General features: G+C 71.3%; 22 protein-coding genes. 19 read left to right on the top strand and 3 right to left on the bottom strand.

Going from position 1 to position 23,360, the window contains the following annotated elements; genetic code table 11:
- Positions 1-75 precede the first annotated feature (75 nt).
- Both ASF68_RS06400 and ASF68_RS06395 read right to left on the bottom strand, forming a co-directional pair.
- Entirely contained in the window at positions 76-570 is a 495-nt protein-coding gene (locus ASF68_RS06400; protein WP_056011481.1) for a GNAT family N-acetyltransferase, read from the bottom strand.
- A 107-nt stretch (positions 571-677) separates the two neighbouring features.
- Entirely contained in the window at positions 678-2,270 is a 1,593-nt protein-coding gene (locus ASF68_RS06395) for a DEAD/DEAH box helicase (RefSeq protein ID WP_056008314.1), read from the bottom strand.
- A 498-nt stretch (positions 2,271-2,768) separates the two neighbouring features.
- Between ASF68_RS06395 and ASF68_RS06390 the strand changes: the two genes are divergently transcribed.
- From ASF68_RS06390 to ASF68_RS06320, 15 genes are all read left to right on the top strand, one after another.
- Positions 2,769-4,775 (top strand): glycoside hydrolase family 127 protein, encoded by a 2,007-nt coding sequence (locus ASF68_RS06390; RefSeq protein ID WP_056008311.1) that lies wholly within the window; start codon positions 2,769-2,771, stop codon positions 4,773-4,775.
- Positions 4,776-4,857: 82 nt separating this feature from the next.
- Complete coding sequence (locus ASF68_RS06385; protein WP_056008308.1) at positions 4,858-6,552, top strand: ABC transporter substrate-binding protein; 1,695 nt, start codon at positions 4,858-4,860, stop codon at positions 6,550-6,552.
- A 21-nt stretch (positions 6,553-6,573) separates the two neighbouring features.
- On the top strand, positions 6,574-7,533 hold the full coding sequence (locus ASF68_RS06380) for an ABC transporter permease (RefSeq protein WP_082455902.1): 960 nt from the start codon (positions 6,574-6,576) through the stop codon (positions 7,531-7,533).
- Positions 7,530-8,525, top strand: a complete 996-nt coding sequence (locus ASF68_RS06375) for an ABC transporter permease (RefSeq protein WP_056008304.1) — start codon at positions 7,530-7,532, stop codon at positions 8,523-8,525. The genes ASF68_RS06380 and ASF68_RS06375 overlap by 4 nt, the downstream gene beginning before the upstream one ends.
- On the top strand, positions 8,522-9,403 hold the full coding sequence (locus tag ASF68_RS06370; RefSeq protein ID WP_056008302.1) for an ABC transporter ATP-binding protein: 882 nt from the start codon (positions 8,522-8,524) through the stop codon (positions 9,401-9,403). The genes ASF68_RS06375 and ASF68_RS06370 overlap by 4 nt, the downstream gene beginning before the upstream one ends.
- A complete protein-coding gene (locus ASF68_RS06365; RefSeq protein ID WP_056008300.1) occupies positions 9,400-10,278 on the top strand; it encodes an ABC transporter ATP-binding protein in 879 nt (292 codons plus the stop codon). The genes ASF68_RS06370 and ASF68_RS06365 overlap by 4 nt, the downstream gene beginning before the upstream one ends.
- Positions 10,275-11,588, top strand: coding sequence for an alpha/beta fold hydrolase (locus ASF68_RS06360; RefSeq protein WP_056008297.1), 1,314 nt, complete (start codon positions 10,275-10,277; stop codon positions 11,586-11,588). The genes ASF68_RS06365 and ASF68_RS06360 overlap by 4 nt, the downstream gene beginning before the upstream one ends.
- The gene (locus tag ASF68_RS06355; RefSeq protein ID WP_369796423.1) at positions 11,585-13,072 is read left to right on the top strand and encodes an aminopeptidase P family protein; all 1,488 of its coding nucleotides are present in this window, start codon (positions 11,585-11,587) and stop codon (positions 13,070-13,072) included. The genes ASF68_RS06360 and ASF68_RS06355 overlap by 4 nt, the downstream gene beginning before the upstream one ends.
- A 41-nt stretch (positions 13,073-13,113) precedes the next feature.
- Positions 13,114-13,791 carry a GntR family transcriptional regulator gene (locus ASF68_RS06350; RefSeq protein ID WP_056008294.1) on the top strand — a complete coding sequence of 226 codons (678 nt, stop codon included), beginning with the start codon at positions 13,114-13,116 and terminating at the stop codon, positions 13,789-13,791.
- Positions 13,792-13,906: 115 nt separating this feature from the next.
- Positions 13,907-15,103: an FAD-binding oxidoreductase gene (locus ASF68_RS06345; RefSeq protein WP_056008290.1), complete on the top strand. Its 1,197-nt coding sequence runs from the start codon at positions 13,907-13,909 to the stop codon at positions 15,101-15,103.
- A complete protein-coding gene (locus ASF68_RS06340; RefSeq protein ID WP_056008287.1) occupies positions 15,103-15,465 on the top strand; it encodes a (2Fe-2S)-binding protein in 363 nt (120 codons plus the stop codon). Before ASF68_RS06345 ends, ASF68_RS06340 begins: the two co-directional genes overlap by 1 nt.
- Positions 15,462-16,967 carry an NAD(P)/FAD-dependent oxidoreductase gene (locus ASF68_RS06335; RefSeq protein WP_056008284.1) on the top strand — a complete coding sequence of 502 codons (1,506 nt, stop codon included), beginning with the start codon at positions 15,462-15,464 and terminating at the stop codon, positions 16,965-16,967. Before ASF68_RS06340 ends, ASF68_RS06335 begins: the two co-directional genes overlap by 4 nt.
- 41 nt (positions 16,968-17,008) lie before the next feature.
- Entirely contained in the window at positions 17,009-17,923 is a 915-nt protein-coding gene (locus ASF68_RS06330) for a dihydrodipicolinate synthase family protein (protein WP_056008281.1), read from the top strand.
- Positions 17,924-17,974: 51 nt separating this feature from the next.
- The gene (locus tag ASF68_RS06325) at positions 17,975-18,976 is read left to right on the top strand and encodes a proline racemase family protein (RefSeq protein WP_056008279.1); all 1,002 of its coding nucleotides are present in this window, start codon (positions 17,975-17,977) and stop codon (positions 18,974-18,976) included.
- Between the two features lie 26 nt (positions 18,977-19,002).
- Positions 19,003-20,535, top strand: a complete 1,533-nt coding sequence (locus ASF68_RS06320; protein WP_056008277.1) for an aldehyde dehydrogenase (NADP(+)) — start codon at positions 19,003-19,005, stop codon at positions 20,533-20,535.
- A 67-nt stretch (positions 20,536-20,602) separates the two neighbouring features.
- Here ASF68_RS06320 and ASF68_RS06315 read toward each other — a convergent pair whose 3' ends face one another.
- Positions 20,603-21,139, bottom strand: a complete 537-nt coding sequence (locus ASF68_RS06315) for a hypothetical protein (RefSeq protein WP_056008274.1) — start codon at positions 21,137-21,139, stop codon at positions 20,603-20,605.
- A gap of 65 nt (positions 21,140-21,204) precedes the next feature.
- Here ASF68_RS06315 and ASF68_RS06310 point away from each other — a divergent pair, with 65 nt between their 5' ends.
- From ASF68_RS06310 to ASF68_RS06295, 4 genes are all read left to right on the top strand, one after another.
- On the top strand, positions 21,205-21,678 hold the full coding sequence (locus tag ASF68_RS06310) for an EVE domain-containing protein (protein ID WP_056008271.1): 474 nt from the start codon (positions 21,205-21,207) through the stop codon (positions 21,676-21,678).
- 195 nt (positions 21,679-21,873) lie between these two features.
- Entirely contained in the window at positions 21,874-22,524 is a 651-nt protein-coding gene (locus ASF68_RS06305; RefSeq protein WP_235526761.1) for a 2-phosphosulfolactate phosphatase, read from the top strand.
- Between the two features lie 9 nt (positions 22,525-22,533).
- Complete coding sequence (locus ASF68_RS06300; protein ID WP_056008269.1) at positions 22,534-22,836, top strand: DUF427 domain-containing protein; 303 nt, start codon at positions 22,534-22,536, stop codon at positions 22,834-22,836.
- Positions 22,836-23,339, top strand: coding sequence for a DinB family protein (locus ASF68_RS06295; RefSeq protein WP_056008266.1), 504 nt, complete (start codon positions 22,836-22,838; stop codon positions 23,337-23,339). The genes ASF68_RS06300 and ASF68_RS06295 overlap by 1 nt, the downstream gene beginning before the upstream one ends.
- Positions 23,340-23,360: the final 21 nt, after the last annotated feature.

Below are 23,360 nucleotides of genomic sequence, written 5' to 3'. Positions count from 1 at the left end.
CCCTTCGACAGGCTCAGGGACCGGGAGAGCGGCTCAGGGACCGGGGCTGGCTCAGGGGCCAGGGACCGGGCGGGGTCAGCGGGTGAGGCGGACCTCGTCGATGGTCTCGCCGAGGAACGGCTCGGTCCGCGCCGCGCCGTCGGCGTGGAACCCGTTGCGCTCGTAGAAGCGGTGCGCGCGCGGGTTGTCCGCGGCGACCCAGAGGTAGGCGGGCTGGCCGTCGGGGATCGCGGCATCGAAGAGCTGCTGCCCGATGCCCGTGCCGTGCCAGGCGTCCAGCAGGTAGATGAAGTACAGCTCACGCTCGCGCGGCAGGTCCTCGTCGCGGCCGGGGCCGGAGCCCGAGAAGCCGACGATCTCGCCGTCGACGAGCGCGGCGAAGTGCGTGTACTCGGGGCCCTGCGCGGCCCAGTGGGTCCACAGCTCGGCCATACGGCGAGGAGAGAGGTTCGCGAGGGTGGCGGAGCTGATCAGGTGGTCGTAGGTCTCGTGCCAGGTCGTGGCGTGCACACGGCCCAGGGACTCGGCGTCGACGTCTCGGATCGGGCGGACGACTGCGGTGGCGTTCATGGTGGAACCGTATCCCGACAGCACCCGTCCGACGAAATCGGGGCCGCGGGAACGGCGAAGCGCCGCCCACCCGGAGGGGGACGGCGCTTCGATCGAGCGGGTCGGTGCTAGTTGCTGCTGGACGCGCGGCGGTTCGTGCGCGGACGCGAGGACTCCGCCGGAGCGCCCGAGTTCGCGGCGTAGCCGGTGCTGTAGTGGGTCCGGCTGCCACCGGTGGCTGCACCGGCACCGGCGCGGGCGCCACCGGAACGGCCGGCGCCGGAGCGCTGACCGCCCTGGCCACCCTGACCGCCGGCGGGACGACCGCCACGACGACCGCCGCCGCCCTGACCGCCCTCGCGAGGAACGCCGTCGCGGCTCGCGCCGGCACGGGCACCATCGCGGTCGCGGTGACCGTTGCCGAGGCCGTTGCCGTCGCGCGCGGCGCGCTTGCGCTGCGCGTTGGCACCCTGCGAGCGACCACCGCCGCCACCACCCTGCGGCTGCACGGCCGCGCGCGGCGCGGGCTTCACGTAGGCGGCGACGTCGCCGATGAGCTCGAGGACCGCCGGCGAGGTCGCGGTGACCGCCTGCGGGGTGACGTTGATCTCGGCCTTACGGAGGAGCTTCTTGAGGTCGTCCATCTGGCCGGGGATCGCGAGGGTGACGACGTCACCGGCGCTGCCCGCACGAGCCGTACGGCCCGAGCGGTGCAGGTACGCCTTGTGCTCGGTCGGCGGGTCGACGTGGATGACGAGCTCGACGTCGTCGACGTGCACCCCACGGGCGGCGACGTCGGTGGCGACGAGGACCTTGGCGGTCCCGGCGCTGAAGGCGGCGAGGTTGCGGTCGCGAGCCACCTGCGAGAGGTTGCCGTGCAGGTCGACGGCGGGGATGCCGGAGTCGGTGAGCTGCTTCGCGAGCTTCTTCGCGTGGTGCTTCGTGCGCATGAAGAGGATGCGACGGCCGCTGCCGGAGGCGAGGGCCTGGATGAGGTCCTTCTTCGACTCCACCGAGGGGGTCGTGAAGACGTGGTGCGTCATCGCGGCGACGGGCGAGTTCGCCTCGTCCACCGAGTGGAGCACCTCGTTCTGGAGGAACTTGCGGACGAGCTTGTCCACGCCGTTGTCGAGCGTCGCCGAGAACAGCAGGCGCTGTCCGCCGCGAGGCGTCTTGTCGAGGATGCGCGTGACGACCGGCAGGAAGCCGAGGTCGGCCATGTGGTCGGCCTCGTCGAGGACGGTGATCTCCACGGCGTCGAGGTTCACGAAGCCCTGCTTCATGAGGTCCTCGAGGCGACCGGGGCAGGCGATGACGATGTCGACGCCGGCGCGGAGGGCCTCTTCCTGACGCTTCTGCGAGACGCCGCCGAAGATCGTGGTGGTCTTCAGGGAGTAGGCGTCGGCGAGCGGCTGCATGACCGCCGCGATCTGGGTGGCGAGCTCACGCGTCGGCGCGAGGACCAGGCCGAGCGGGCGACCCGGGCGGCGCTTGCCGCCGGCGAGTGCGCCGCCGAGCCGGGCGACCATCGGGATGCTGAACGCGAGGGTCTTGCCGGAGCCGGTCTTGCCGCGGCCGAGGACGTCGCGGCCGCCGAGGGTGTCGGGGAGCGTGTCGATCTGGATGGGGAACGCGCTCGTCTTGCCGTCCTTCGCGAGGGAGGCGACGAGTGGTGCCGGGACGCCGAGGGCGTCGAAGGTGATGGGGGCTGCTTCGGTCATGGGTGTGTGTCTCTTTCAGGCACGGCCACGAGCTTCGATGACGGCTGCCGGGCGCACAAGTGCTGCAGTGGCGGGCACGGCCGTCGTGATTCCTCACGGGCTGCATCGCTCACGCGAGTTCTCGCATGGGTGATACGGCGTGCTTCCGTCGGCGTCGTCGCTGGTGGGAGGTGGCGAAGGCGCAGGGTCGCGCATCCGTTCGCCGTATGAAGTGTCATCGACCCTGGCATGCACCGCTGGGATGCCATGTAGGGGAGAGAGGGAGCGTTCTACGACGCAAGCGAACCCCGCACCGGATGGTGCGATCGAACGCAAGTGGTTCAACCCTAGCGCATGAGGCTCCGCACTCGCTGAGTGGCCTGCGTTACGGCGGTGTTTCCGTCTCCTGGGATCGGTCGTCGGCGCTTGACAGTCCGCCGGAGCGAGTGAGTAATGTGTCACCCACCACAAACCGGTATCGGTGTACTGTGTCACACGGTACAGAAAGGCCTGTCGCCCATGAGCTTCGATGAAGACGCCCGAACAGCGAGCGCCGCCGTGCGCGCGGATCGCGAGGCAGGTGCCGTCCACCCCGTCGCCGGACACCGTGTTCCCGTGGCCGCCGGACGGGTCCGGTTGGGCGAGGGTGAACTCGGCGCGTGGCAGCGGCGGAACCGCCGGGCGACCGCGCCGCACGCGATCGAGCAGCTCCGACTCGCCGGCAACCTCGACAACCTCGCCAGGGTCGCCGATCCCGAGGACGCGACGGGTGCCTTCCGGGGCCGCTACCCGTTCCTCGACACCGACGTGTTCAAGACCCTCGAGGGGCTCGCCTACCTGCTCGCCGAGGACGACGGCGATGACGAGGTCACCCGAACGGTCCGCGACTTCTACGAGGAGGCCGTCGCCGTCATCCAGGCCGCCCAACGAGAGGACGGCTACCTGAACTCCTACTTCCAGGCGCCCGAGATCGACAAGGAGCCCTGGGAGGACCTGGCCTGGGGGCACGAGCTCTACAACCTCGGCCACCTCATCCAGGCAGCCGTGGCCGCACAGCGGAGGCTCGGCGACGGGCGTCTGCTGGACGTCGCGCGGGCGTTCGCCGATCTCGCCGTCCGACGGTTCGGACCGGACGGCGACCCACAGGTGTGCGGGCACCCCGAGGTGGAGATGGCGCTCGTCGAGCTGTTCCGTGAGACGGGCGAGCGGTCCTACCTCGAGTTGGCGTCCGCCTTCGTGGACCGTCGCGGCCACGGCACCGTCGAACTCCGGGTCTTCCCGGCGGAGTACTTCCAGGACTCGGCGCCGCTCCGCGAGCTGGACTCCGTGACCGGCCACGCCGTCCGGATGGCCTACCTGGCCGCCGGCGCCGCGGACGTCGCGCTCGAACAGGGCGACGACGGCCTCCTCGCAGCCCTGCAGCGTCTCTGGGACGACATGGTCGAGACGAAGCTCTACTTCACCGGCGGGCTCGGGAGTCGCCACTCCGACGAGGCGATCGGCGACCGGTACGAGCTCCCCTCCGAGCGCTCGTACAGCGAGACCTGCGCCGCCATCGCGGTCATGCAGTGGTCCTGGCGGATGTACCTCGCGACGGGTTCGGCAGCCGTGCTCGACACCTTCGAGACCGTCCTCTACAACGCCTACGCCGCCGGACTCTCGGCCGACGGTACGGCCTTCTTCTACGACAACCCGCTCCAGCGTCGACCCGACCACCTCCAGCGTTCCGGGGCGGAGCCCGACGGCGGACTGCTCCGTCGCAGCTGGTTCGGCTGCCCGTGCTGCCCGCCGAACATCGTGCGCTGGACCGCCGAGCTCCAGGACCACCTCGCCGTGGTCACCCCGGTGGGGATCGAGCTCGCCCAGTACACCGCGGCGACCATCGAGACCGAGCGCTTCAGCTGCACGGTCGACACCGCGTACCCGTGGGACGGCTCGGTCGTCGTCACGGTCGACGCCGCCGACACCGCCGAGGTCGAGCTCGCCCTGCGGGTGCCCGGCTGGGCGACGGACGCCACCGTCCGTGTCGCCGGTGAGTCCGTGGACGCCCGACCGGTCGACGGCTGGATCCGCCTCACCCGCCGATGGACGGCGGGGGAGCGGGTCGAACTCGACCTCCCGATGCCGGTCCGGGCGCACGGCGCGCACCCCTCGGTCGACGCCCTCCGCGGATCACTGGCGTTCGCGCGCGGACCGGTCGTCTACTGCGCCGAGCAGGAGGACGGCACGACCGACCTCGACCTGCTCCGCCTCTTACCGGCGGACGCCGATCGCGCCGTCGTCGAGCACCGCCGCATCCTCGAGACCGAGCGCATCGACGCCGTCGCGCTCCTCCTCCCGGCCATGGCGGACGCCCCGGCACCGGCCGTGCTCTACCCGGCGCTGACCGGCGGCGGCTCGACGCCCGCTGGAGCGACACCACCGCCCGCCGAGCCGATGCGCGAGACCACCGCGACCCTCATCCCCTACGCCCTCTGGGGCAACCGCGGACCCGGCGCCATGCGCGTGTGGTTCCGCACTCGCTGACCTTCCTCGACCCGTTCCCCTCGCACCGCTCCACCCTCTCCATCCGCGGGCATCCGCCCGATCCACACGAAAGCAGAGCGTCATGAAGCAACGATTCTCCATCCCCGCCCTCGCGGCGGCGGCCGTCCTCCTCCTCGCGGGGTGTACCTCCGCGGGCTCGGGCTCGGCGGGTGAGGGCCCCTCCAGCACCCCGGTCAAGGGAGGCACCGTCGACGTCCTCCTGAACGCGGACTTCTCCCACCTCGACCCGGTCCAGGGCTTCGACGGTGGCGTGAACAACTTCTACCGCCTCATCTACCGCACGTTGACGACGCAGTCCACGGGCGAAGGGGCCAAAGGCACCGAGATGGTCCCCGACCTCGCGACCGACCTCGGCACCGTGAGCGACGACGGCCTCCAGTGGACCTTCACGCTGAAGGACGACCTCAAGTTCGAGGACGGCACCCCCATCACGAGCGCAGACGTCAAGTTCGGCGTCGAGCGCTCCTTCGACCCGGCCATCGCCGTCGGGTCGCCCTACGCCCGCCTCACCATCGCCGGCGCGGACACGTACGAGGGTCCGTACATCACCGGTGACCTGCCGTCCATCCAGACGCCGGACGACAAGACCATCGTCTTCAGCCTCAAGGAGCCCTTCGCCGACTTCGCGAGCGTCGTCGGACAGAACAGCTTCGTCCCGTTCCCGGCCGACACCGAGCGGGTGACGACGACGAGCCTCGACAAGATGCCGATCTCCTCCGGCCCGTACAAGGTCGAGAGCTACGAGCGCGGTTCGCAGCTGAAGCTCGTCCGCAACGACGAGTGGGACGCGAAGACGGACGACGTCCGCAAGGCCTACCCGGACGGCTTCGACTTCACCTTCGGCCTCGACGCCTCGACCATCGACGAGCGCATGATCGCCGGCCAGGGTGACGACGCCAACGCCATCGCCGGATCCGTGCAGGCGGCCTCCATCTCCCGGATCCAGACGCCCGCGCTGAAGGCGCGCACCATCTCCGGCCTCCAGGGCTGCACCACGTACATGGGCCTGAACACCACGAAGCCCAACATGGACAACCCGCTCGTCCGCCAGGCCATCGCCTACGCCATCGACCGCGAGTCGGTGAAGGACGCCTCGGGCGGTTCGCAGCTCGCGGACATCGCGACCACCATGCTGCCGCCGACCGTCGCCGGTCAGACCGACTTCGACCTCTACCCGAGCAAGGACAACGCCGGCGACCCGGAGAAGGCCAAGGAACTCCTCGCCGAGGCGGGCCTCCCCGACGGCTTCTCCTTCACCCTCGACATCCGCAGCCAGCCCAAGATGCAGGCGCAGGCCGAGGCGGTGCAGCAGGCGCTCGCGAAGGCGGGCATCACGGTGAACTTCAACCTCATCGACACCTCGACCTACTACGAGGTCATCGGAACGACGTCGCAGCAGAACGACGCCGCCATCACCGGTTGGTGCCCGGACTGGGCCTCCGGCTCGACCTTCCTGCCGCCGCTCTTCGACGGTTCGCAGATCTTCCCGAAGGGCAACTCCAACATCGCCCAGCTGAACGACCCGGCCGTCAACCAGCGCATCGCCGAGATCCGCGCGATGACCGACACCGATGAGGCGAACGCCGCGTGGGGTGCGCTCGACGAGCAGATCCAGCAGCTCGTCCCGACCGTGCCGCTGCTCTTCGAGAAGACCGTCATGGTCGTCGGCGCCAACGTCGCCGGTGCGTACTCCCACGCCGGCTACTCCGGCGGTATCGACTACGTGTCCGTCGGCCTGTCCTCGGCCGGCGAGTAGTCGGAAGGCCGGTAGCCGCAGATGTCGTCGTCCGTTCCCAGTGAGCTGACCACCGTCGCCGAGGAGGTGGGTGCGCCGGCCGGTGCGCCCACCCCCGCGCGGCGGGTGATCGCCACCCTCCGCAAGAGCCCCCCGGTGCTGCTCAGCGTCACCTTCATCGTGCTCGTCGTGCTGCTCGCGATCCTCGCCCCGCTGATCACCGCGATCAGCGGCTGGGGTCCGTACACCTTCGACAAGTCGGCGGTGGACTCCGACCTCGGCGGCGTGCCGATCGGTGCGCTCGGCGGGATCTCCGGCGAGCACTGGTTCGGGGTCGAACCCGGGAACGGACGCGACATCTTCGCGCGCATCGCCTTCGGTGCGCAGGTGTCGCTGTCGATCGCCGTCTCGGCGACGATCGTCACGACCGTGCTCGGCGTCGTGCTCGGCATGCTCGCCGGCTTCTACGGCGGGTGGGTCGACCAGGTCGTCTCCCGCGTCATGGACTTCCTCATGGCGTTCCCGTCGCTCATCTTCATGATCGCGCTCCTGTCGGCACTGCCGGCGGGCAACCGGCCGGTCCTCCTCGTCGTGGTGCTGAGCATCTTCGGTTGGCCGTACACCGCCCGCGTCGTGCGCGGTCAGGCGATGTCCTTGCGGACGAGCGAGTTCGTCGAGTCGGCGCGCGCCTCGGGCGCCGGGGGCATCCGCATCGTGTTCCGCGAGATCCTGCCGAACCTCCGCGGCACCATCATCGTCCTGGCCACGCTCGCCGTGCCGGGCTTCATCGGCACGGAGGCCGGCCTGTCGTTCCTCGGCGTCGGCGTCACGCCGCCCACGCCGAGCTGGGGCCAGATGATCGCCAGCGCGGTCGGCTGGTACGCGGTCGACCCGATGTACTTCCTCATCCCCGGCACCTTCCTGTTCCTCACCGTGCTGTCGTTCACCGTGCTCGGCGACCACCTGCGCAAGGCCCTCGACTCGGGAGACGCCGCCTCATGACCCTCTACCTGCTGCGTCGCATCGCCTCGGCGATCGGCATCCTCCTCCTCATCAGCCTCTTCACCTACATGATCTTCTTCCTGCTCTCGCCGGACCCGGCGGTGCAGATCTGCGGCAAGACCTGCACGCCCGACCGGATCGACCAGATCCGTGCGCAGCTCGGGCTGGACCAGCCGTTCTGGCAGCAGTACCTCGAGTTCCTCCGCGGGCTCGTCATGGGCCGGAGCTACGGCGAAGGGGCCTCTGCGGTCTCCTGCGCGGCACCGTGCCTCGGCTTCAGCTTCCAGACCAACGAGTCGGTCATGGACATGATCGTCGCACGCTTCCCCGTGACCGTGACCGTCGCCGTCGGCGCCGCGGTGCTGTGGCTGCTCGTCGGCGTCAGCGGCGGCCTGCTCAGCGCGGTCAAGCAGGGCACCGGCTGGGACCGCGGGGCGATGATGGTTGCCCTCGCCGGCATCAGCCTGCCGAACTACTTCCTCGCGCTCCTGCTGCAGTACGTCCTCGTGGTGCAACTGCAGATCCTGCCGTTCCCGCAGGCGGTCCCGTTCGCCGAGGACCCCGTGCGCTGGTTCCAGAACTACCTGATGCCGTGGATCGTGCTCGCCCTGGGCTACGCGTCGATGTACGCGAGGCTCGTCCGCGCCAACGTCATCGACACGCTCGGCGAGAACTTCATGCGGACCGCCCGCGCGAAGGGCCTGCCAGCGCCGCTCATCCTGCGCCGCCACGCCCTGCGACCGGCGCTCACCCCCGTCGTCACCCTGTTCGGCATGGACTTCGCCGGACTCCTCGGCGGTGCGCTCATCACGGAGACGGTCTTCGGCCTGAACGGCGTCGGCAAGTTGGCCGCCGACTCGATCGCCAAGAACGACCAGCCCGTGATCATGGGCGTCACCCTGCTGGCGGCGTTCTTCGTCGTCATCGGCAACGTGGTGGTCGACGTCGTGTACACGGTCCTCGACCCGAGAGTGAGAGTGAAGAGCGCATGAGCCCCACCGTCACCAGGACCATCTCCCTGCCCGTCCCCGGGGCGTCGCTCCTCGAGGTCGACGACCTCACGGTCACCTTCCCCACCACGGCCGGCGACGTCGACGTGGTGCGGAAGGCGTCGTTCTCCGTCCAACACGGGCAGACGCTCGGCATCGTGGGCGAGTCCGGCTCCGGCAAGTCGATGACGTCGCTCGCCATCATGGGCCTGCTCCCGAGCGGTGGCCGGACGACCGGCAGCGTCCGGCTGAGCGGCCACGAGCTCGTCGGGCGGAGCGACCGCGAGATGCGTCGCGTGCGCGGCGACCGGATCGCGATGGTCTTCCAGGACCCGCTCTCCTCGCTCAATCCGTACTACACGGTCGGGCTGCAGATCGAGGAGGCGTACCGCGCGCACCGCGGGGGATCGCGGAAGGCCGCCAGAGCCGTCACGATCGACGCGCTCGAACGGGTGCGCATCGCCGACGCCGCCAGACGCGTCGACCACTACCCGCACCAGTTCTCCGGCGGCATGCGGCAACGCATCATGATCGCGATGGCGCTGTGTCTGGAACCCGACCTCCTCATCGCCGACGAGCCGACGACCGCGCTCGACGTCACGGTCCAGGCCCAGATCCTCGAGCTGCTCTCGGAGCTGCAACGTGAGACCGGCGCCGGGATGATCTTCATCACCCACGACCTCGCGGTGGTCAGCCAGGTCGCCGACGACGTGCTCGTCATGCGTGGCGGCGACCCCGTCGAGACGGGCAGTGCGGAGGAGATCTTCTCGCACCCCAGGGAGCCGTACACCCGCGCCCTCCTCGACGCCCTCCCGCGGATCGACGACGCGTTCACCGAACGGCCCGCGAGGACCACCACCACCGGAGAGGCACGAGCATGAACGACACCGGGGTGCTCCTCCGCGCCGAGGGGCTCACGAAGGACTTCACGACGAAGGGCGACGGAGCGATCCGCGCACGGACGACCCGGTTCCGTGCCGTGGACGACGTCGCGTTCTCGGTGCGCTCCGGCGAGACGCTCGGCATCGTCGGCGAATCGGGCAGCGGCAAGTCCACGACCGCCCGCATGATCGCCAAACTCATCGAGCCGACCGCCGGCACCATCACCTTCGACGGTGAGGACGTCACCACGGCCAAGGGGCCGGCGCTCGCCGCGTTCCGCACCAAGGTGCAGGTCGTCTTCCAGGACCCGTTCTCCTCGCTGAACCCGCGGCACACGGTCGAACGGATCGTCTCGGCGCCACTCGACTACCAGGGCATCACCCCGAAGCAGGGCAAACGCGCCCTCGTGCGGGACCTCCTCGACCGGGTCGGCCTCAACCCCGACCACCTCCAGCGCTACCCCCGGCAGTTCTCCGGCGGGCAGGCCCAGCGCATCGGGATCGCCCGCGCGCTCGCCGTCTCCCCGAAGCTCGTCATCTGCGACGAGGCGGTCTCGGCGCTCGACGTCTCGGTGCAGGCGCGCATCATCGACCTGCTCCGCGACCTGCAGGCCGAACGCGGACTCAGCTACCTCTTCATCGCCCACGACCTCGCCGTGGTGCGGCAGATCGCCCACGACGTCGCCGTGATGCACCGGGGCCGGGTGGTCGAGCAGGGGAGTCGCGAAGCGATCTTCGACGACCCGCAGGACGAGTACACGAAGACCCTGCTCGCCGCCGTGCCCACGATCGACCCGAGCTGGGAGGCCGCCCGTGCCACCATGCTCGAACAGGAGCGGACGTCCACAGGCGCCGCCGGAAGGACCGACGCATGACCCACCGCACCACCACGTACCTGCTTCCGGGGATCGCGGTCACCGACCACACCGTGGACGTCCCGCTCGACTGGCGACACCCGGACGACGGGCGCACCATCTCGCTGTTCGCGCGGGAGCTCGTCGACCCCGTCCGGCGCGGCGAGGAGCTGCCCGTCCTGGTGTTCCTCCAGGGCGGTCCAGGCGGCAAGGGCCCGCGTCCGGTGTCGCGCGACGGCTGGATCGCGGAGGCGCTCCGCTCCCATCGCGTCCTCCTGCTCGACCAGCGCGGTACCGGCCGGAGCACCAGGATCGACGGTCGGTCCATCGCGGCGATCGGCGACGCGACCGAGCAGGCCGCGTACCTCGAGCGCTTCCGGGCGGACTCGATCGTCGACGACGCCGAGTACTTGCGTCGCACCGTCTTCGGCGGCCGTCGGTGGTCGACACTCGGGCAGAGCTACGGCGGATTCCTGACCCTCACCTATCTGTCCCGTGCCCCCGAGGCCTTGGCGGCCTGCTACGTCACCGGCGGTCTCGCGAGCGTCCAGCCCTCCGCCGCCGAGGTGTATCGACGCACCTACCCGCGCACGGAGCGGAAGAACCTGGCGTTCGCCGAGCGCTACCCGCAGGACGTCGACACCGTCTCCCGGATCGCCGACCGACTCGCCGAGGAGGAGGTCCTCCTGCCCGACGGGGACCGGCTGACGGTCCGCCGCTTCCAGAACCTCGGGATCGACTTCGGCATGAAGCCGGGGTACGAGCGACTGCACTGGTTGCTCGACGAGGCGTTCGACGCCGGTGACCGTCTGAGCGACACCTTCCTCGCCCAGGTGTGGGGGAGGACCTCGTACGTCGACAACCCCCTGTTCATCGCCCTGCAGGAGAGCATCTACGGCTCGGCGGGCTTCGGTGCCACCGGATGGGCCGCGCAGGTCGAACGCGATGCCCGCCCCGCCTTCGCCGAGACGGCCAGACCGCTCCGCTTCACGGGCGAGATGGTCTACCCGTGGATGTTCGAGGAGATCCGTGCGCTCCGGCCGTTCCGGGACGCCGTCGAGCTCCTGGCCACCAAGTCCGACTGGGATCCGCTGTACGACCCCGACACCCTGCGTGCGAGCACGGTGCCCGTCGCCGCGGCCGTGTACTACGACGACATGTACGTCGACGCCCAGCTCCAGTTGGAGACGGTCGACGCCGTGGGAGGCGCCACAGCCTGGGTGACGAACGAGTACGAGCACGACGGGATCCAGGACGCCGCCGTGGTGCGGCGCCTGTTCGCGATGGTGGACGAACGCGGCGGACGTCGCGATGACGAGGAGCACGCATGATCGACCCCGACGACACGACCGCGCAGGTGGCGGGTATCGCCCCGGCGACCGCTGAGGCGCCGGCCGCCTCGATGCCGAAGCCGGCGACCCCGGACCCGCGGCTGCCCCGACTGACCGAGGTGCCCGCGTTCCGCGAGTTCCTCAGCACCGGGTGGGGCACGCCCGACCGCACGCCCCCGGTGGAGCCGGGGATCGCCGCGGCGGCGGCAGCGCATCGGGAGCGGTTGAGCGCCGCCTTCCCCGGTCGGACCCTCGTGATCGCGTCCGGCAGGGCCCCCGTCCGCGCCAACGACTCGAACTACGACTTCCGGCCGAACAGCGACTTCTTCTGGGCAACGGGGTGCTCCGCGGAGGACGCCGTCGTGGTCCTGCGACCGAGCGGTTCCGGGCACGATGCGACGCTCTACATCCCCGCTCCGGCGCACCCGGGCGAGACGGGCTTCTTCGCCGACGCCAACCACGGTGAGCTGTGGGTCGGGTCCGCCCCGGGGCCGTCCGACTGGTCGGCCGTCCTCGACCTGCGGGTCGAGCTGCTGTCGGCCCTCCCGGACGCCCTCCGCGGTGCCGAGCGGCCGCTCCTCGCGGGGAGTCTGACGTCGCGGCACGAGGCGCTCACTCCGCTGACCCTCTCGCCGGAACTCGGTCGCGTCCTGTCCGAGCTCCGGATGATCAAGGACGAGTGGGAGATCGCCGAGCTGCGCCGGGCCGTGGACGCGACGGTCGGCGGGTTCTCCGCGGTGATCCGTGAGCTGCCCACCGCGGTGGCGGGCGGCGGGGAACGGTGGCTGCAGGGCACCTTCGACCGGCACGCCCGGACGACCGGGAACGGACCCGGGTACTCCACCATCGTCGGCAGCGGCGCCCACGCACCGACCCTGCACTGGGTGCGCTGCGACGGACCCGTCCGGGGGGAGGACGCGATCCTGCTCGACATGGGCGTGGAGACGCGGGCCTTCTACACGGCCGACGTGACCCGCACCTTCCCGGTGTCCGGGACGTTCAGCCCGGAACAGCGCAGCGTGCACGACCTCGTCGAGGCGTCCCATCGAGCCGGTATGGCGGCGGTGCGGCCAGGGCGTGACTTCACCGACTTCCACCACGCGGCGATGGAGGTCATCGCGCAGGGCCTCCACGACTGGGGGCTGCTCCCGGTGTCCGTCGACGAGGCGCTGAGTGCGACCGGCCAGCAGCATCGCCGGTACCTCGTGTGCGGCATCGGACACCACCTCGGGCTCGACGTGCACGACTGCGCGATGTCCTCCTACGAGGCCTATCAGGGCGGGTCGATGGCTCCGGGCATGGTGCTCACGGTCGAACCGGGCCTGTACTTCCACGCCTTCGACGAGACGGTGCCGCCGGAGCTCCGCGGTATCGGGGTCCGGCTGGAGGACGACCTCCTCCTGACCGCGACCGGCGCCGAGGTGCTGTCGGACGCCCTGCCCATCGACGCGTCGGGCATCGAAGCGTGGATGCGCGCCCACTAATCTGAGGCGACGACGGTGGGAGACGAAGGATGGGAGTCGCGATGAGCATGACGGCGATCCGGCCGGCCGAGCAGCGGTTGAGCCTGCGAGCACAGGTGGAGCGCGCGGTGTCGGCGGCGATCATCTCGGGGGAGCTCGCACCGGGGACGATGCTCTCGGTGCCGACCCTCGCGGTGCAGTTCAACGTCTCGGCGACGCCCGTCCGCGAGGCCATGCTCGACCTCGAGAAGCGCGACTTCGTCGAGGCCGTGCGGAACAAGGGCTTCCGGGTCACGGTCGTCAGCGAGGCGGCCCTCCGCAACACCGCCGAGATCCGGCAGCTGCTGGAGCCACCGGCGATGGAGCGGCTCGCCGGGACGTTCGAGCCGTCGTCCCTGCCCGAGCTGCGTCGTCAGGCCGACGACATCGTGGCCGGTGCACGCGACGGCGACCTGACCCGCTACCTCGAGGCCGACCAGGCCTTCCACCTCGCGCTCACGGCCATGCTCGGCAACCCGCTGCTGGTCGAACTCGTCGAGGACCTCCGCGGGCGCACCCGACTGGTGGGGCTGGCGGCCATGCTCGACTCCCAGCAGCTCGACCGCTCGGCGGCCGAACACCACGAGCTCCTCGACGCCCTCGAACGCGGCGACGGTGCGGCAGCCCGCGACCTCATGCACCGCCACATCGGCCACACCACGGGCTGGTGGGCCGGCAAGCCGGAGTCCGACGCCGAGTAACGCGACGACCCCGCGTGGTCCGGACCGGATCCGCCGCAGAGCACGCTTGCCCAGCCGATGAATGTGTGACACATTACTGAGCAGGCCTTCCCCGTATCGACCGAAAGGACCGCCCATGACCCGCATCGTCGTCGTCGGCGCCGGCATCGTCGGTGCGGCCTGCGCGCGGATCCTCGCCCGACGCGGCGCCGAGGTGGTCGTGCTGGACCGGTCGGCCGCGGCGGGTGGGACCAGCGGTGCCGGCGAGGGGAACCTCCTCGTCTCCGACAAGGGACCGGGCCCCGAACTCGACCTCGCCCGGTACGCGTCGCGACTCTGGCCCGTCGTCACCGCCGAGCTCACGGACGAACTGGGACCGACCTTCCCGAGCGTCGAGTTCGAGCGCAAGGGCGGGATCGTCGTCGCCACCACCGAGGCCGGCGCGCAACCACTCCTCGACTTCGCCGCCGCGCAGCGCACCGCCGGGGTCGACGCCAGGCCGCTCACTGAGGCGGACCTCCTCGCTGCCGAACCGTCGATCACCCGGGCGTCGACCGCGGCCGTCCACTACCCGGAGGACGCCCAGGTCCAGCCGGTCATCGCGACCGAGGCCCTGCTGGCGTCGGCGCGGCTGGCGGGCGCGATCGTCCGGACCGGGGTCACGGTGACGGGCGGCCTGCGCAGCGCGACCGGTCGGCTCACGGGCGTCCGGACCTCGGCCGGCGACGTGTCGGCCGACGTGGTCCTCGTCTGTGCCGGCCCCTGGTCGGCGGAGCTCGGCGCGGTCCTCGGTGCACCCGTCCCGGTCCGCCCCCGCCGCGGCATGGTCCTCGTCACGACCCGTATGCCGCACCGCGTCCACCACAAGGTCTACGACGGCGACTACTTCGGCGCCACCCAGTCGAGCGACGCGTCGCTCCAGACCTCGAGCGTCGTCGAGTCGACGGCCGCAGGGACCGTCCTGATCGGGTCGAGCCGCCAGCAGATCGGCTTCGACGCCCGGCTCGACGTCGACGTGCTCCGTGAGGTCGCCGGCAAGTCGTTGCGCCTCTTCCCGTTCCTCCGCGACGCCTCGGTGATGCGCAGCTACGGCGGGTTCCGCCCGTACATGCCCGACCACCTCCCGGTCATCGGCCCGGACCACCGCGTGGACGGCCTCTGGCACGCCACCGGCCACGAGGGCGCCGGCATCGGCCTCGCCCTCGCGACAGCGGAACTCATCGCCGCGCGGCTGCTCGGCGGAGCCGCCGCCCTCGACGACACTCCCTTCCAACTCGACCGCCAGGGGCTCGTCGCCCACCTCGGCGTCGACCGAGCGGCGGAGGTCGCCTGATGGTCTCGAGACGACTGCCGGCCACGAGCGACCGCATCGTGCCGGGTACGGAGGACGCGGTGCGCATCGAGCTCGACGGCACCCCCGTCGACGGGCTCCGCGGCCAGACGATCGCCGGCGTCCTGCTCGGTTCCGGCGTCCTCGCCTGGCGTCGTACGAGCGGTTCCGGGAAGCCTCGTGGCGTCTTCTGCGGCATCGGCGTGTGCTTCGACTGCATCGTCACGGTGAACGGTCAGCGGGACGTACGGGCGTGCCAGCGTCGGGCGAGCGACGGCGACCGCATCGAGACCCAGCACGACGCCCTGCCACGGCCGGTGTCCGAACCTGCACCCGAGCCCGAGCCGCTCGAGGGTCGATCGTGAGCGCCCGTCGGCGCGACGTCGTCGTGGTCGGCGCCGGCCCGGCCGGGCTGCAGGCCGCCCTCGCCGCCCGGGCGCTCGGCGCGTCGGTGACGCTGCTCGACGCCTCCGACGAACTCGGCGGTCAGTACTGGCGGCACCTGCCGGCGAGTCGTCCGTCCGCCGCCGAGGCGTCCCTGCACCACGGCTTCGAGCGCTTCCTCGCCATACGCGCCGCGCTCGACGCCGACGCCGGCTGCACGGTCGTGACCGAGGCCCAGGTGTGGGCGATCGACGTCGACCGCGACGCCCCCGCCGACGACACCACGGCGACCGGGCTGCGCCTCCACGTCCTCGTCGGCCCGCCCGACGGCGCGGACCGCACGCCGCTCACCCTCCGGCCGGACGCGCTCGTCCTCGCGACCGGCGCGCACGACCGCACCCTCCCGTTCCCGGGATGGGACCTCCCCGGCGTGTTCTCGGCCGGTGCCGCCCAGGCCCTCGCGAAGGGCGAGCGCGTGGCCGTCGGGCAGCGGGTCGTCGTCGCGGGTGCCGGACCGTTCCTCCTGCCGGTCGCCGCCTCGCTCACCGCGACCGGATCGCGCGTCCTCGGCGTCTACGAGGCCACGACCGTCGGGGGACTCGCGGCCGGCTGGCTCCCGAAGCCGTGGCAGCTGCTCGGCGTCACCGGGAAGGTCGGCGAGCTCATCGGCTACGTCGGTGGCCACCTCAGGCACCGGATCCCGTACCGCGTCGGTCACGCCGTCGTCGCCGCGCACGGCACCGAGCGGGTCGAACGGGTCACCATCGCGGCCGTCGACGCCGACTGGTCGCCGATCCCCGGCACCGAGCGCACCGTGGAGGCCGACGCCGTCTGCGTGAGCCACGGCTTCACCCCACGACTCGAACTCGCGATCGCCGCCGGATGCGCGCTCACCCCGACCCGGTTCGTCGAGGTCGACGCCGAGCAGCGGACGAGTGTCCCGACCGTCTTCGCCGCCGGGGAGATCACCGGCATCGGCGGGGTCGACGCAGCGCTCGCGGAAGGGGCGATCGCGGGACACGCGGCCGCCGGCGGTCTGCCGGGAGCCTCCGGCATCCGCTCCGCTGTGAGCCGTCGCGACACCTTCCTGGCCTTCACCGATCGACTCGAACGGGCGCACGGCATCCGCGAGGGGTGGAGCGACTGGCTCGAGGACGACACCACCATCTGCCGCTGCGAGGAGGTCGACCACGGTGCCCTCCGCGGCACGGCGACCGCCACCTGCGCGACCGGTCTGCGCTCGTTGAAACTCAGCACCCGCGCGGGCCTCGGGATCTGCCAGGGCCGGATGTGCGGCCGGACGGTCGAGGAGCTGCTGCACCGCGTCGCCCGGGAGTCCGGCGGCGACGGGCTCATCGACGGCGTCTCGAGCGACCGCCGGCCCATCGCCTCCCCGATCCGCATCGGCGAACTCGCCGCGCACGGGCCGGAACCCGCCCCGCATGAACCGACGTCGACCCCGTCGACCGAACCCCTCGGCTGACCGACCGGTCGCCGCGTCACACCCTCGGAAAGGAACCACCCATGGCCCAGCAGTTCGACCTCGGCGGCGTCATCGTCGCGACCACCCTCGCGTTCAAGGAGGACGCGTCAGCTCCCGCCGGCCTGGCCGTCGACTACGACCGCTTCGCCGAGCACTGCAACTGGCTCATCGAGAACGGCTGCCGCGGCGTCGGCCCGAACGGTTCCCTCGGCGAGTACTCCTCGCTCACGGACGCGGAGCGTCGCAAGGTGATCCAGGTCGCCGTCGACACCGTCGGTGACCGCGGACTCGTCGTCGCCGGCGTGCACGGCGTGGGCTGGCACCAGGCGCAGCAGTGGGCCGAGTACGCCAAGGAGGACGGCGCCGACGGTGTCCTGCTCCTGCCGCCCACCATCTACCGGGCCAACGACGACGAGGTCATCGAGCACTACAGCCGCGTGAACGAGGTCGGCCTGCCGATCATGGCCTACAACAACCCCATCGACACCAAGGTCGACCTCACGCCCGACCTCCTCGTCGAGCTCGCGAAGCTCGAGCACGTCGTCGCGGTGAAGGAGTTCTCGGCGGACATCCGTCGGGTGCTGGAGATCCAGGACAAGACCGACCTCGACGTCATCGCCGGAGCCGACGACCTCCTCTTCGAATCCCTCGTCGCCGGTGCCGTCGGCTGGTTCGCCGGCTACCCGAACGCGTTCCCGCGCGAAGCGGTCGAGCTGTACACGCTCGTCACCTCCGGCCGGGTGGACGAGGCCCGCACCCTGTACCGGGAGCTGGTGCCCGTCTTCGGCTGGGACTCGAAGACCGAGTTCGTGCAGGCCATCAAGCTGTCGATCGACATCGCCGGCGAGAGCTACGGTGGACCGACGCGGCCGCCGCGCGGCCCGCTCAGCGCGCTGCAGACGGAGCAGGTGACGACGCAGACGCGCCGCGCGCTCGACTACCTCGCCGCCCGCTAACCGAGCGCCGAACGCCGAGCACCTGGACACCCGAGCACCGAGGAGCACCCGATGAAGTCCTCCCGCATGATCAGCGCGGTCGACTCGCACACCGAGGGCATGCCGACCCGCGTCGTCACCGGCGGGGTCGGCGTGATCCCCGGCGCGACGATGAACGACAAGCGGCTGCACTTCATGGAGCACCTGGACGACCTCCGGCTGTTCCTCATGAACGAGCCGCGCGGTCATGCGGCGATGAGCGGCGCGATCCTGCAGCCCTCGACGCGCGCCGACTGCGACTGGGGAGTCGTGTACATCGAGGTGTCCGGGTGCCTGCCGATGTGCGGGCACGGCACGATCGGGGTCGCCACGGTCCTCGTCGAGACCGGCATGGTGGAGGTGGTCGAGCCGGTGACGACGATCCGGCTCGACACCCCCGCCGGGCTCGTGATCGCCCGGGTCGACGTGAGCGACGGTCACGCCGACCGGGTCACCCTCGAGAACGTGCCGAGTTACGTCGAGCGCCTGGACGCAGTCATCGAGGTGCCGGGGCTCGGCACCGTGCCCTACAGCCTCGCCTTCGGGGGCAACTTCTACGCCATGGTCGACCTCGACGCCGTCGGTCTGCCGTTCGACCGCGACCGGCAGCAGGACATCCTCGACGCCGGCCTGCGGATCATGGCCGCGATCAACGAGCAGGCACCGCCAGTGCACCCGGAGATCGAGGGGCTCGACCACTGCCACCACGTCGAGTTCATCGCGCCGGGCTCCGACGCCGTGCTGTCCCGGCACGCGATGGCGATCTTCCCCGGGTGGTTCGACCGCTCCCCGTGCGGAACCGGCACCTCGGCACGCATGGCCGAACTCTGGGCTCGCGGCGAGTTGCCGCTCCACCAGGACTTCGTCAACGAGTCCTTCATCGGCAGCCGGTTCACCGGCCGCCTCATCGCCGAGACGACGGTCGCGGGCCGACCGGCGGTGATCCCCACCATCTCGGGTCGGGCCTGGGTCACGGGCATGGGCTCGTACCTGCTCGACCCCGCCGATCCGTTCCCGACCGGCTTCCAGTTCTGACCCGCTCCACGATCCCGGAGGATCACATGTCGACCACCCCCMCCCCCMCCCCCACCCCCGCCACCGAGACGACCGCCGAGCAGCTCGAGACCGTGCTGGCCGGCGCTGCGACCGCCGCACCGGCGTGGGCCGCGACGCCGCCGGCCACCCGAGCCCGGGCGCTCGTCGCGGTCGCGGACGCCTTGCTCGCGCACGCCGACGACCTCATCCCCGTCGGGATGCGGGAGACGGGTCTCGCCGAGGCGCGCCTGCGCGGAGAACTCCTGCGCACGGCTGTGCAGCTGCGCCTCTTCGCCGACACCGTCGTCGACGGTTCGTACCTCGACGTCCGGATCGACGAGGCCGACCCCGACTTCGCCCTCGGCGCGCGTCCCGAGCTGCGGCGCGTGCTCGTCCCGCTCGGTCCGGTGCTGAACTTCGCCGCGAGCAACTTCCCGTTCGCCTTCTCAGTGGCCGGCGGCGACACCGCGGCGATCCTCGCGGCCGGCTGTCCGGTCGTCCTCAAGGTCCACGACGGGCACCCCGGGCTCTCGCTCGCGACCGCCGCCGTCGTCGAGGACGCCCTGCGGGCGAGCGGCGCACCGGACGGCGTCTTCCAGACCATCGTCGGCCAGGACGCCGGCGTGACCGCCTTGCGCGACGAGCGGGTGCGCGCGGGCTCCTTCACCGGGTCCCTCCGCGCCGGGCGCATCCTCGCCGACATCGCCGCCGCACGGCCGGTCCCGATCCCGTTCTTCGGCGAGCTCGGCAGCGTCAACCCGGTCTTCGTCACCGGGCAGGCGGTGGAGGAGTCGGGCGAGGCGATCGCGACGGGGTTCGTCGGGAGCGTCGCGGGCTCGGCTGGACAGCTCTGCACGAAGCCCGGGTTCGTCTACCTGCCGGAGGCCGCGGGCCTCGACGACACGATCCGGACCACGGCCGAGGCCGTGCCGGAGCACCGTCTCCTGAACGACCGCATCACCGCCGGATACGGCGAGCGCCGCGACACGATCCTCAGCACCCCCGGTGTCCGCGTCATCGCGGAGGGCTCGCTGCGGATCGATGCCGACGGTGACGGCTGGGCCACCCCGACGATCGTGGCCGTGTCCGTCGACGCCTTGCGGGACGGCCGGGACCGGCTGCTCGACGAGGCGTTCGGGCCGCTGTCGATCCTCGTCGAGGTCCCGGCCGGCGCCCCGCTCGCGCCGCTCGTGGCGGAGTTCTGCGAGGGCAACCTCACCGCGACGCTGCACGCCGGCGCGGAGGAGACGAGCGACGACCTCGTGGAGCTCGTGGGACAGCTCTCGGCCCACGCCGGTCGGGTGCTCTTCGGTGGATGGCCGACCGGTGTGGCCGTCACGCCGGCCATGCAGCACGGCGGACCGTGGCCGGCCACGACGAACGACTCCAGCACCTCGGTCGGGACTGCGGCGATCACCCGTTTCCTGCGGCCGGTCGCCTTCCAGAACATGCCGGACCGCTTCCTGCCGGCGGTGTTGCGCAGCGACGCCGTCGGGATCCCCGCGGCGGTGGCTCCCGCCGGCGCATCGAAGCAGTGGGGCGAGGCCGCGACGGCGTAGCCCCGGTGGCGTGGTCGGTCGGGTCGTCGGCGCGCTGACGGCCCGATCGCCGGGCCGTGCCGTGGGGCTAGACGGCCCCCTCGACCGTGGCGCCGACCTCGTCGTCCTCCACGTCGCCGGGGAGCGGCGGGTCGTACGCCCAGGTGGGTGCGAGCGCCTTGATGCGGGCACCGCGCCACTGCCAGGTGGCCCAGAGCGGGTACCAGTAGAGCGGGGCGATGGCGCCGGTGATGACGAGGCGGTCGCGGTACAGCGTCTTCGTCGGGTCGTGCTTGTCGCGCGAGACGGCCATCTGGTGGTCCCAGCCGGCGAGCTTGCTCAGGGGCCCGGTGATCGGGTCGCCCTGGTCGTGGAGGATGCGGGTGCCGTCGCGGCGTTCGAGGAACTCCAGGTCGATGATCTGGTCGCCGAGCGGGACGGCGCCGGCGGCCTTGACCCGGACACGGTGCGCTCCCGGTTCCCAGACGGTCGGGAAGCCGGCGGCGTCCAGCGCCTCGAGCCCCATCATCGGGCTGTACAGCTCCCGGAGGACGGCCGGGGAGCGGAGCGCCCGCCAGGCGACGTCGACATCACAGTCCAGGACGAGTTTCAGCATCACGCGCATGCCCTCAGTGTCGCACGCGCGGCCCGGCGGCGGCAGGGGAGGCGCGGGTAGGGAAGACTGTGCCTATGGCGATCCGGTACTGGCTGGGCGTGATCCAGCGGGATCACGTCGTCCTCGGTGTCCGGCACGGCTTCCTGCAGATCAACCACGGGCAGCGCGGTGGTCTCGAGCAGATGCGCGAGTCCGACGGGATCGTGTACTACTCGCCGCGCGTCAGCACGCCGGACGGTCAGCCGTTGAAGGCGTTCACGGCGATCGGGCGGATCGCCGACGACACCGTGTATCAGGCGGCGGTGCCGCGACCCGACGGTGCGGACTGGCGTCCGTGGCGTCGGAGCGTCGACTGGTACCCGGACGCCGTCGAGACGCCCATCCGGCCGATGCTCGCGCTCCTCGACTTCACGAGCTTCACCCGTGACTGGGGCATCCAGCTCCGGCGTGGCCTCATCGAGCTCAGCCGCCACGACTTCGAACTCATCCGCACCGAGATGCGCCCGCCCCACCCCGACGACCGTCGGTTCCCCACCGCCTCCCGCTGACCCTTTCTCTCCTGGCGCCAGCGCGGTGCGCTGACGTCACCGCGGGTCGCACGCGTGAGCGCACCCCTCTGGAGACCCGCGCTCACGTCCGGTGGCCCGCGCTCGCGTCAGCGCACCGCGCTGGCGGCCCGCCCGCAGCGGTCTTCGGACGCAACACTCGTGGGGTGGATCGGGGCGGCTGGATACGATGAACGGGTGAGTATCGCAGCCGCCACACCGCCGCCCGTCCACCCGCCCTTCGCCCAGACCAAGTACCAGGTCCGGTTCGACTGGGGCGTCGCGGGAGCAGGCCGGGTCGAGACGGCGGACGTCGCAGTCGTCGTGGACGTGCTGCACGCCACGACCTCCCTCGAGCAGCGGTTGAGCGCCGGCGAGACGGTCGCGGCCTCCGAGCTCGACGACCGCGGTGAGACGGCGCAGATCGCCGCGCTCCTCGCAGACACCGGTGCGACGGTCGTCGCGGCGTGCCTCCGCAACCGCTCGGCCGTCGCGGACTGGATCATCGCGAAGCAGGCCGAACTCGGTCGGCGCACGAGCATCGTCGTCATCGCGGTCGGTGAACTCGACGACACGGCCGAGACGCGGTTCGCCGTCGAGGACCTCTTCGGTGCCGGCGCCGTGATCGAGGCGCTCGGGCTCCGCGGCATCGACTTCACCTCGCCGGAGGCCGCTGCCGCCGCCGCCGCCTTCGAGGGCCTGCGCAACGGCGTCGGTCACCTCCTGTCGGCGTCGGCGACGGCCCAGCAGCTCGCCCAGTCCGGCCACCCGCAGCACGTGCAGGCCGCGCGCGAGGTCGACGTGTCAAGCGTCGTCCCGGTCCTGGACGGAGCCGTGTTCCGGGCGTAGTCTCTGGCCATGCGCGCACTCCTCGGAACCACCGTCCTCGCCGAAGCCCCCGAATCGGAGCTCATCAAGATCGAGGGCAACTGGTACTTCCCGCCGTCGAGCCTCAACCGGGAGCGCTTCGTCGAGACCGACACCCAGTACCACTGCCCGTGGAAGGGCGACGCCCAGTACTGGGGCGTCACCGACGGTGGCGAGGTCAAGCCCGATGTCGCCTGGTCGTACCCGACCCCATACCCGACCGCGTTCGACCGCGTCGGCAAGGACTTCTCCGGCTACGTCGCCTTCGGGAACGAGGTCACGGTCGTCGACTGATGGCCGACTGGGGCGACCGCCCGCAACCGCCTGAGCGCGGCGCGGAGCGCGAGACGATCGAGGGCTTCCTCGATCTGCAGCGCGCCAGCATCGTCTGGAAGGCGCTCGGACTGACCGACGAGCTCGCGGCCAAACGACTGCTGCCGAGCATCACGACGGTCTCGGGCGTCATCCGACACCTCGCCGATGTCGAGCGCAGCTGGTTCCGCGAGGACATGGACGGCCAGTCCGGCGTGCCTGCGCGGTGGACCGACGACGACCCCGACGGCGAGTGGCGGGTGACGGCCGAGAACAGCCTTGCCGAGATCATCGCGGACTACGAGGCGGCGTGTGCGGAGTCCCGCGAGGTGGCGTCCCGGTACGGCCTCGACGACCTCTGTCGCGGCAACGACCAACGGTTCACCCTGCGGTGGATCGAGCTCCACATGATCGAGGAGACCGCCAGGCACCTCGGCCACCTCGACGTCCTCCGCGAACTGCTCGACGGCCGCACCGGCGAGTAGCCGGCCGCGGCCACCGAGTTG

It is taken from the genome of Plantibacter sp. Leaf314, assembly GCF_001423185.1.
Classification (GTDB): domain Bacteria; phylum Actinomycetota; class Actinomycetes; order Actinomycetales; family Microbacteriaceae; genus Plantibacter.
The sequence above is the reverse complement of the archived record's forward strand: the minus strand, read 5'-3'. Positions and strand labels throughout refer to the sequence as shown.

Bases quoted from the DNA above. Each gene is read 5' to 3' on its own strand.
- ASF68_RS06400 (WP_056011481.1), bottom strand. From the start codon at position 570: ATGAACGCCACCGCAGTCGTCCGCCCGATCCGAGACGTCGACGCCGAG.
- ASF68_RS06395 (WP_056008314.1), bottom strand. From the start codon at position 2,270: ATGACCGAAGCAGCCCCCATCACCTTCGACGCCCTCGGCGTCCCGGCA.
- ASF68_RS06390 (WP_056008311.1), top strand. From the start codon at position 2,769: ATGAGCTTCGATGAAGACGCCCGAACAGCGAGCGCCGCCGTGCGCGCG.
- ASF68_RS06385 (WP_056008308.1), top strand. From the start codon at position 4,858: ATGAAGCAACGATTCTCCATCCCCGCCCTCGCGGCGGCGGCCGTCCTC.
- ASF68_RS06380 (WP_082455902.1), top strand. From the start codon at position 6,574: ATGTCGTCGTCCGTTCCCAGTGAGCTGACCACCGTCGCCGAGGAGGTG.
- ASF68_RS06375 (WP_056008304.1), top strand. From the start codon at position 7,530: ATGACCCTCTACCTGCTGCGTCGCATCGCCTCGGCGATCGGCATCCTC.
- ASF68_RS06370 (WP_056008302.1), top strand. From the start codon at position 8,522: ATGAGCCCCACCGTCACCAGGACCATCTCCCTGCCCGTCCCCGGGGCG.
- ASF68_RS06365 (WP_056008300.1), top strand. From the start codon at position 9,400: ATGAACGACACCGGGGTGCTCCTCCGCGCCGAGGGGCTCACGAAGGAC.
- ASF68_RS06360 (WP_056008297.1), top strand. From the start codon at position 10,275: ATGACCCACCGCACCACCACGTACCTGCTTCCGGGGATCGCGGTCACC.
- ASF68_RS06355 (WP_369796423.1), top strand. From the start codon at position 11,585: ATGATCGACCCCGACGACACGACCGCGCAGGTGGCGGGTATCGCCCCG.
- ASF68_RS06350 (WP_056008294.1), top strand. From the start codon at position 13,114: ATGAGCATGACGGCGATCCGGCCGGCCGAGCAGCGGTTGAGCCTGCGA.
- ASF68_RS06345 (WP_056008290.1), top strand. From the start codon at position 13,907: ATGACCCGCATCGTCGTCGTCGGCGCCGGCATCGTCGGTGCGGCCTGC.
- ASF68_RS06340 (WP_056008287.1), top strand. From the start codon at position 15,103: ATGGTCTCGAGACGACTGCCGGCCACGAGCGACCGCATCGTGCCGGGT.
- ASF68_RS06330 (WP_056008281.1), top strand. From the start codon at position 17,009: ATGGCCCAGCAGTTCGACCTCGGCGGCGTCATCGTCGCGACCACCCTC.
- ASF68_RS06325 (WP_056008279.1), top strand. From the start codon at position 17,975: ATGAAGTCCTCCCGCATGATCAGCGCGGTCGACTCGCACACCGAGGGC.
- ASF68_RS06315 (WP_056008274.1), bottom strand. From the start codon at position 21,139: ATGCGCGTGATGCTGAAACTCGTCCTGGACTGTGATGTCGACGTCGCC.
- ASF68_RS06310 (WP_056008271.1), top strand. From the start codon at position 21,205: ATGGCGATCCGGTACTGGCTGGGCGTGATCCAGCGGGATCACGTCGTC.
- ASF68_RS06300 (WP_056008269.1), top strand. From the start codon at position 22,534: ATGCGCGCACTCCTCGGAACCACCGTCCTCGCCGAAGCCCCCGAATCG.
- ASF68_RS06295 (WP_056008266.1), top strand. From the start codon at position 22,836: ATGGCCGACTGGGGCGACCGCCCGCAACCGCCTGAGCGCGGCGCGGAG.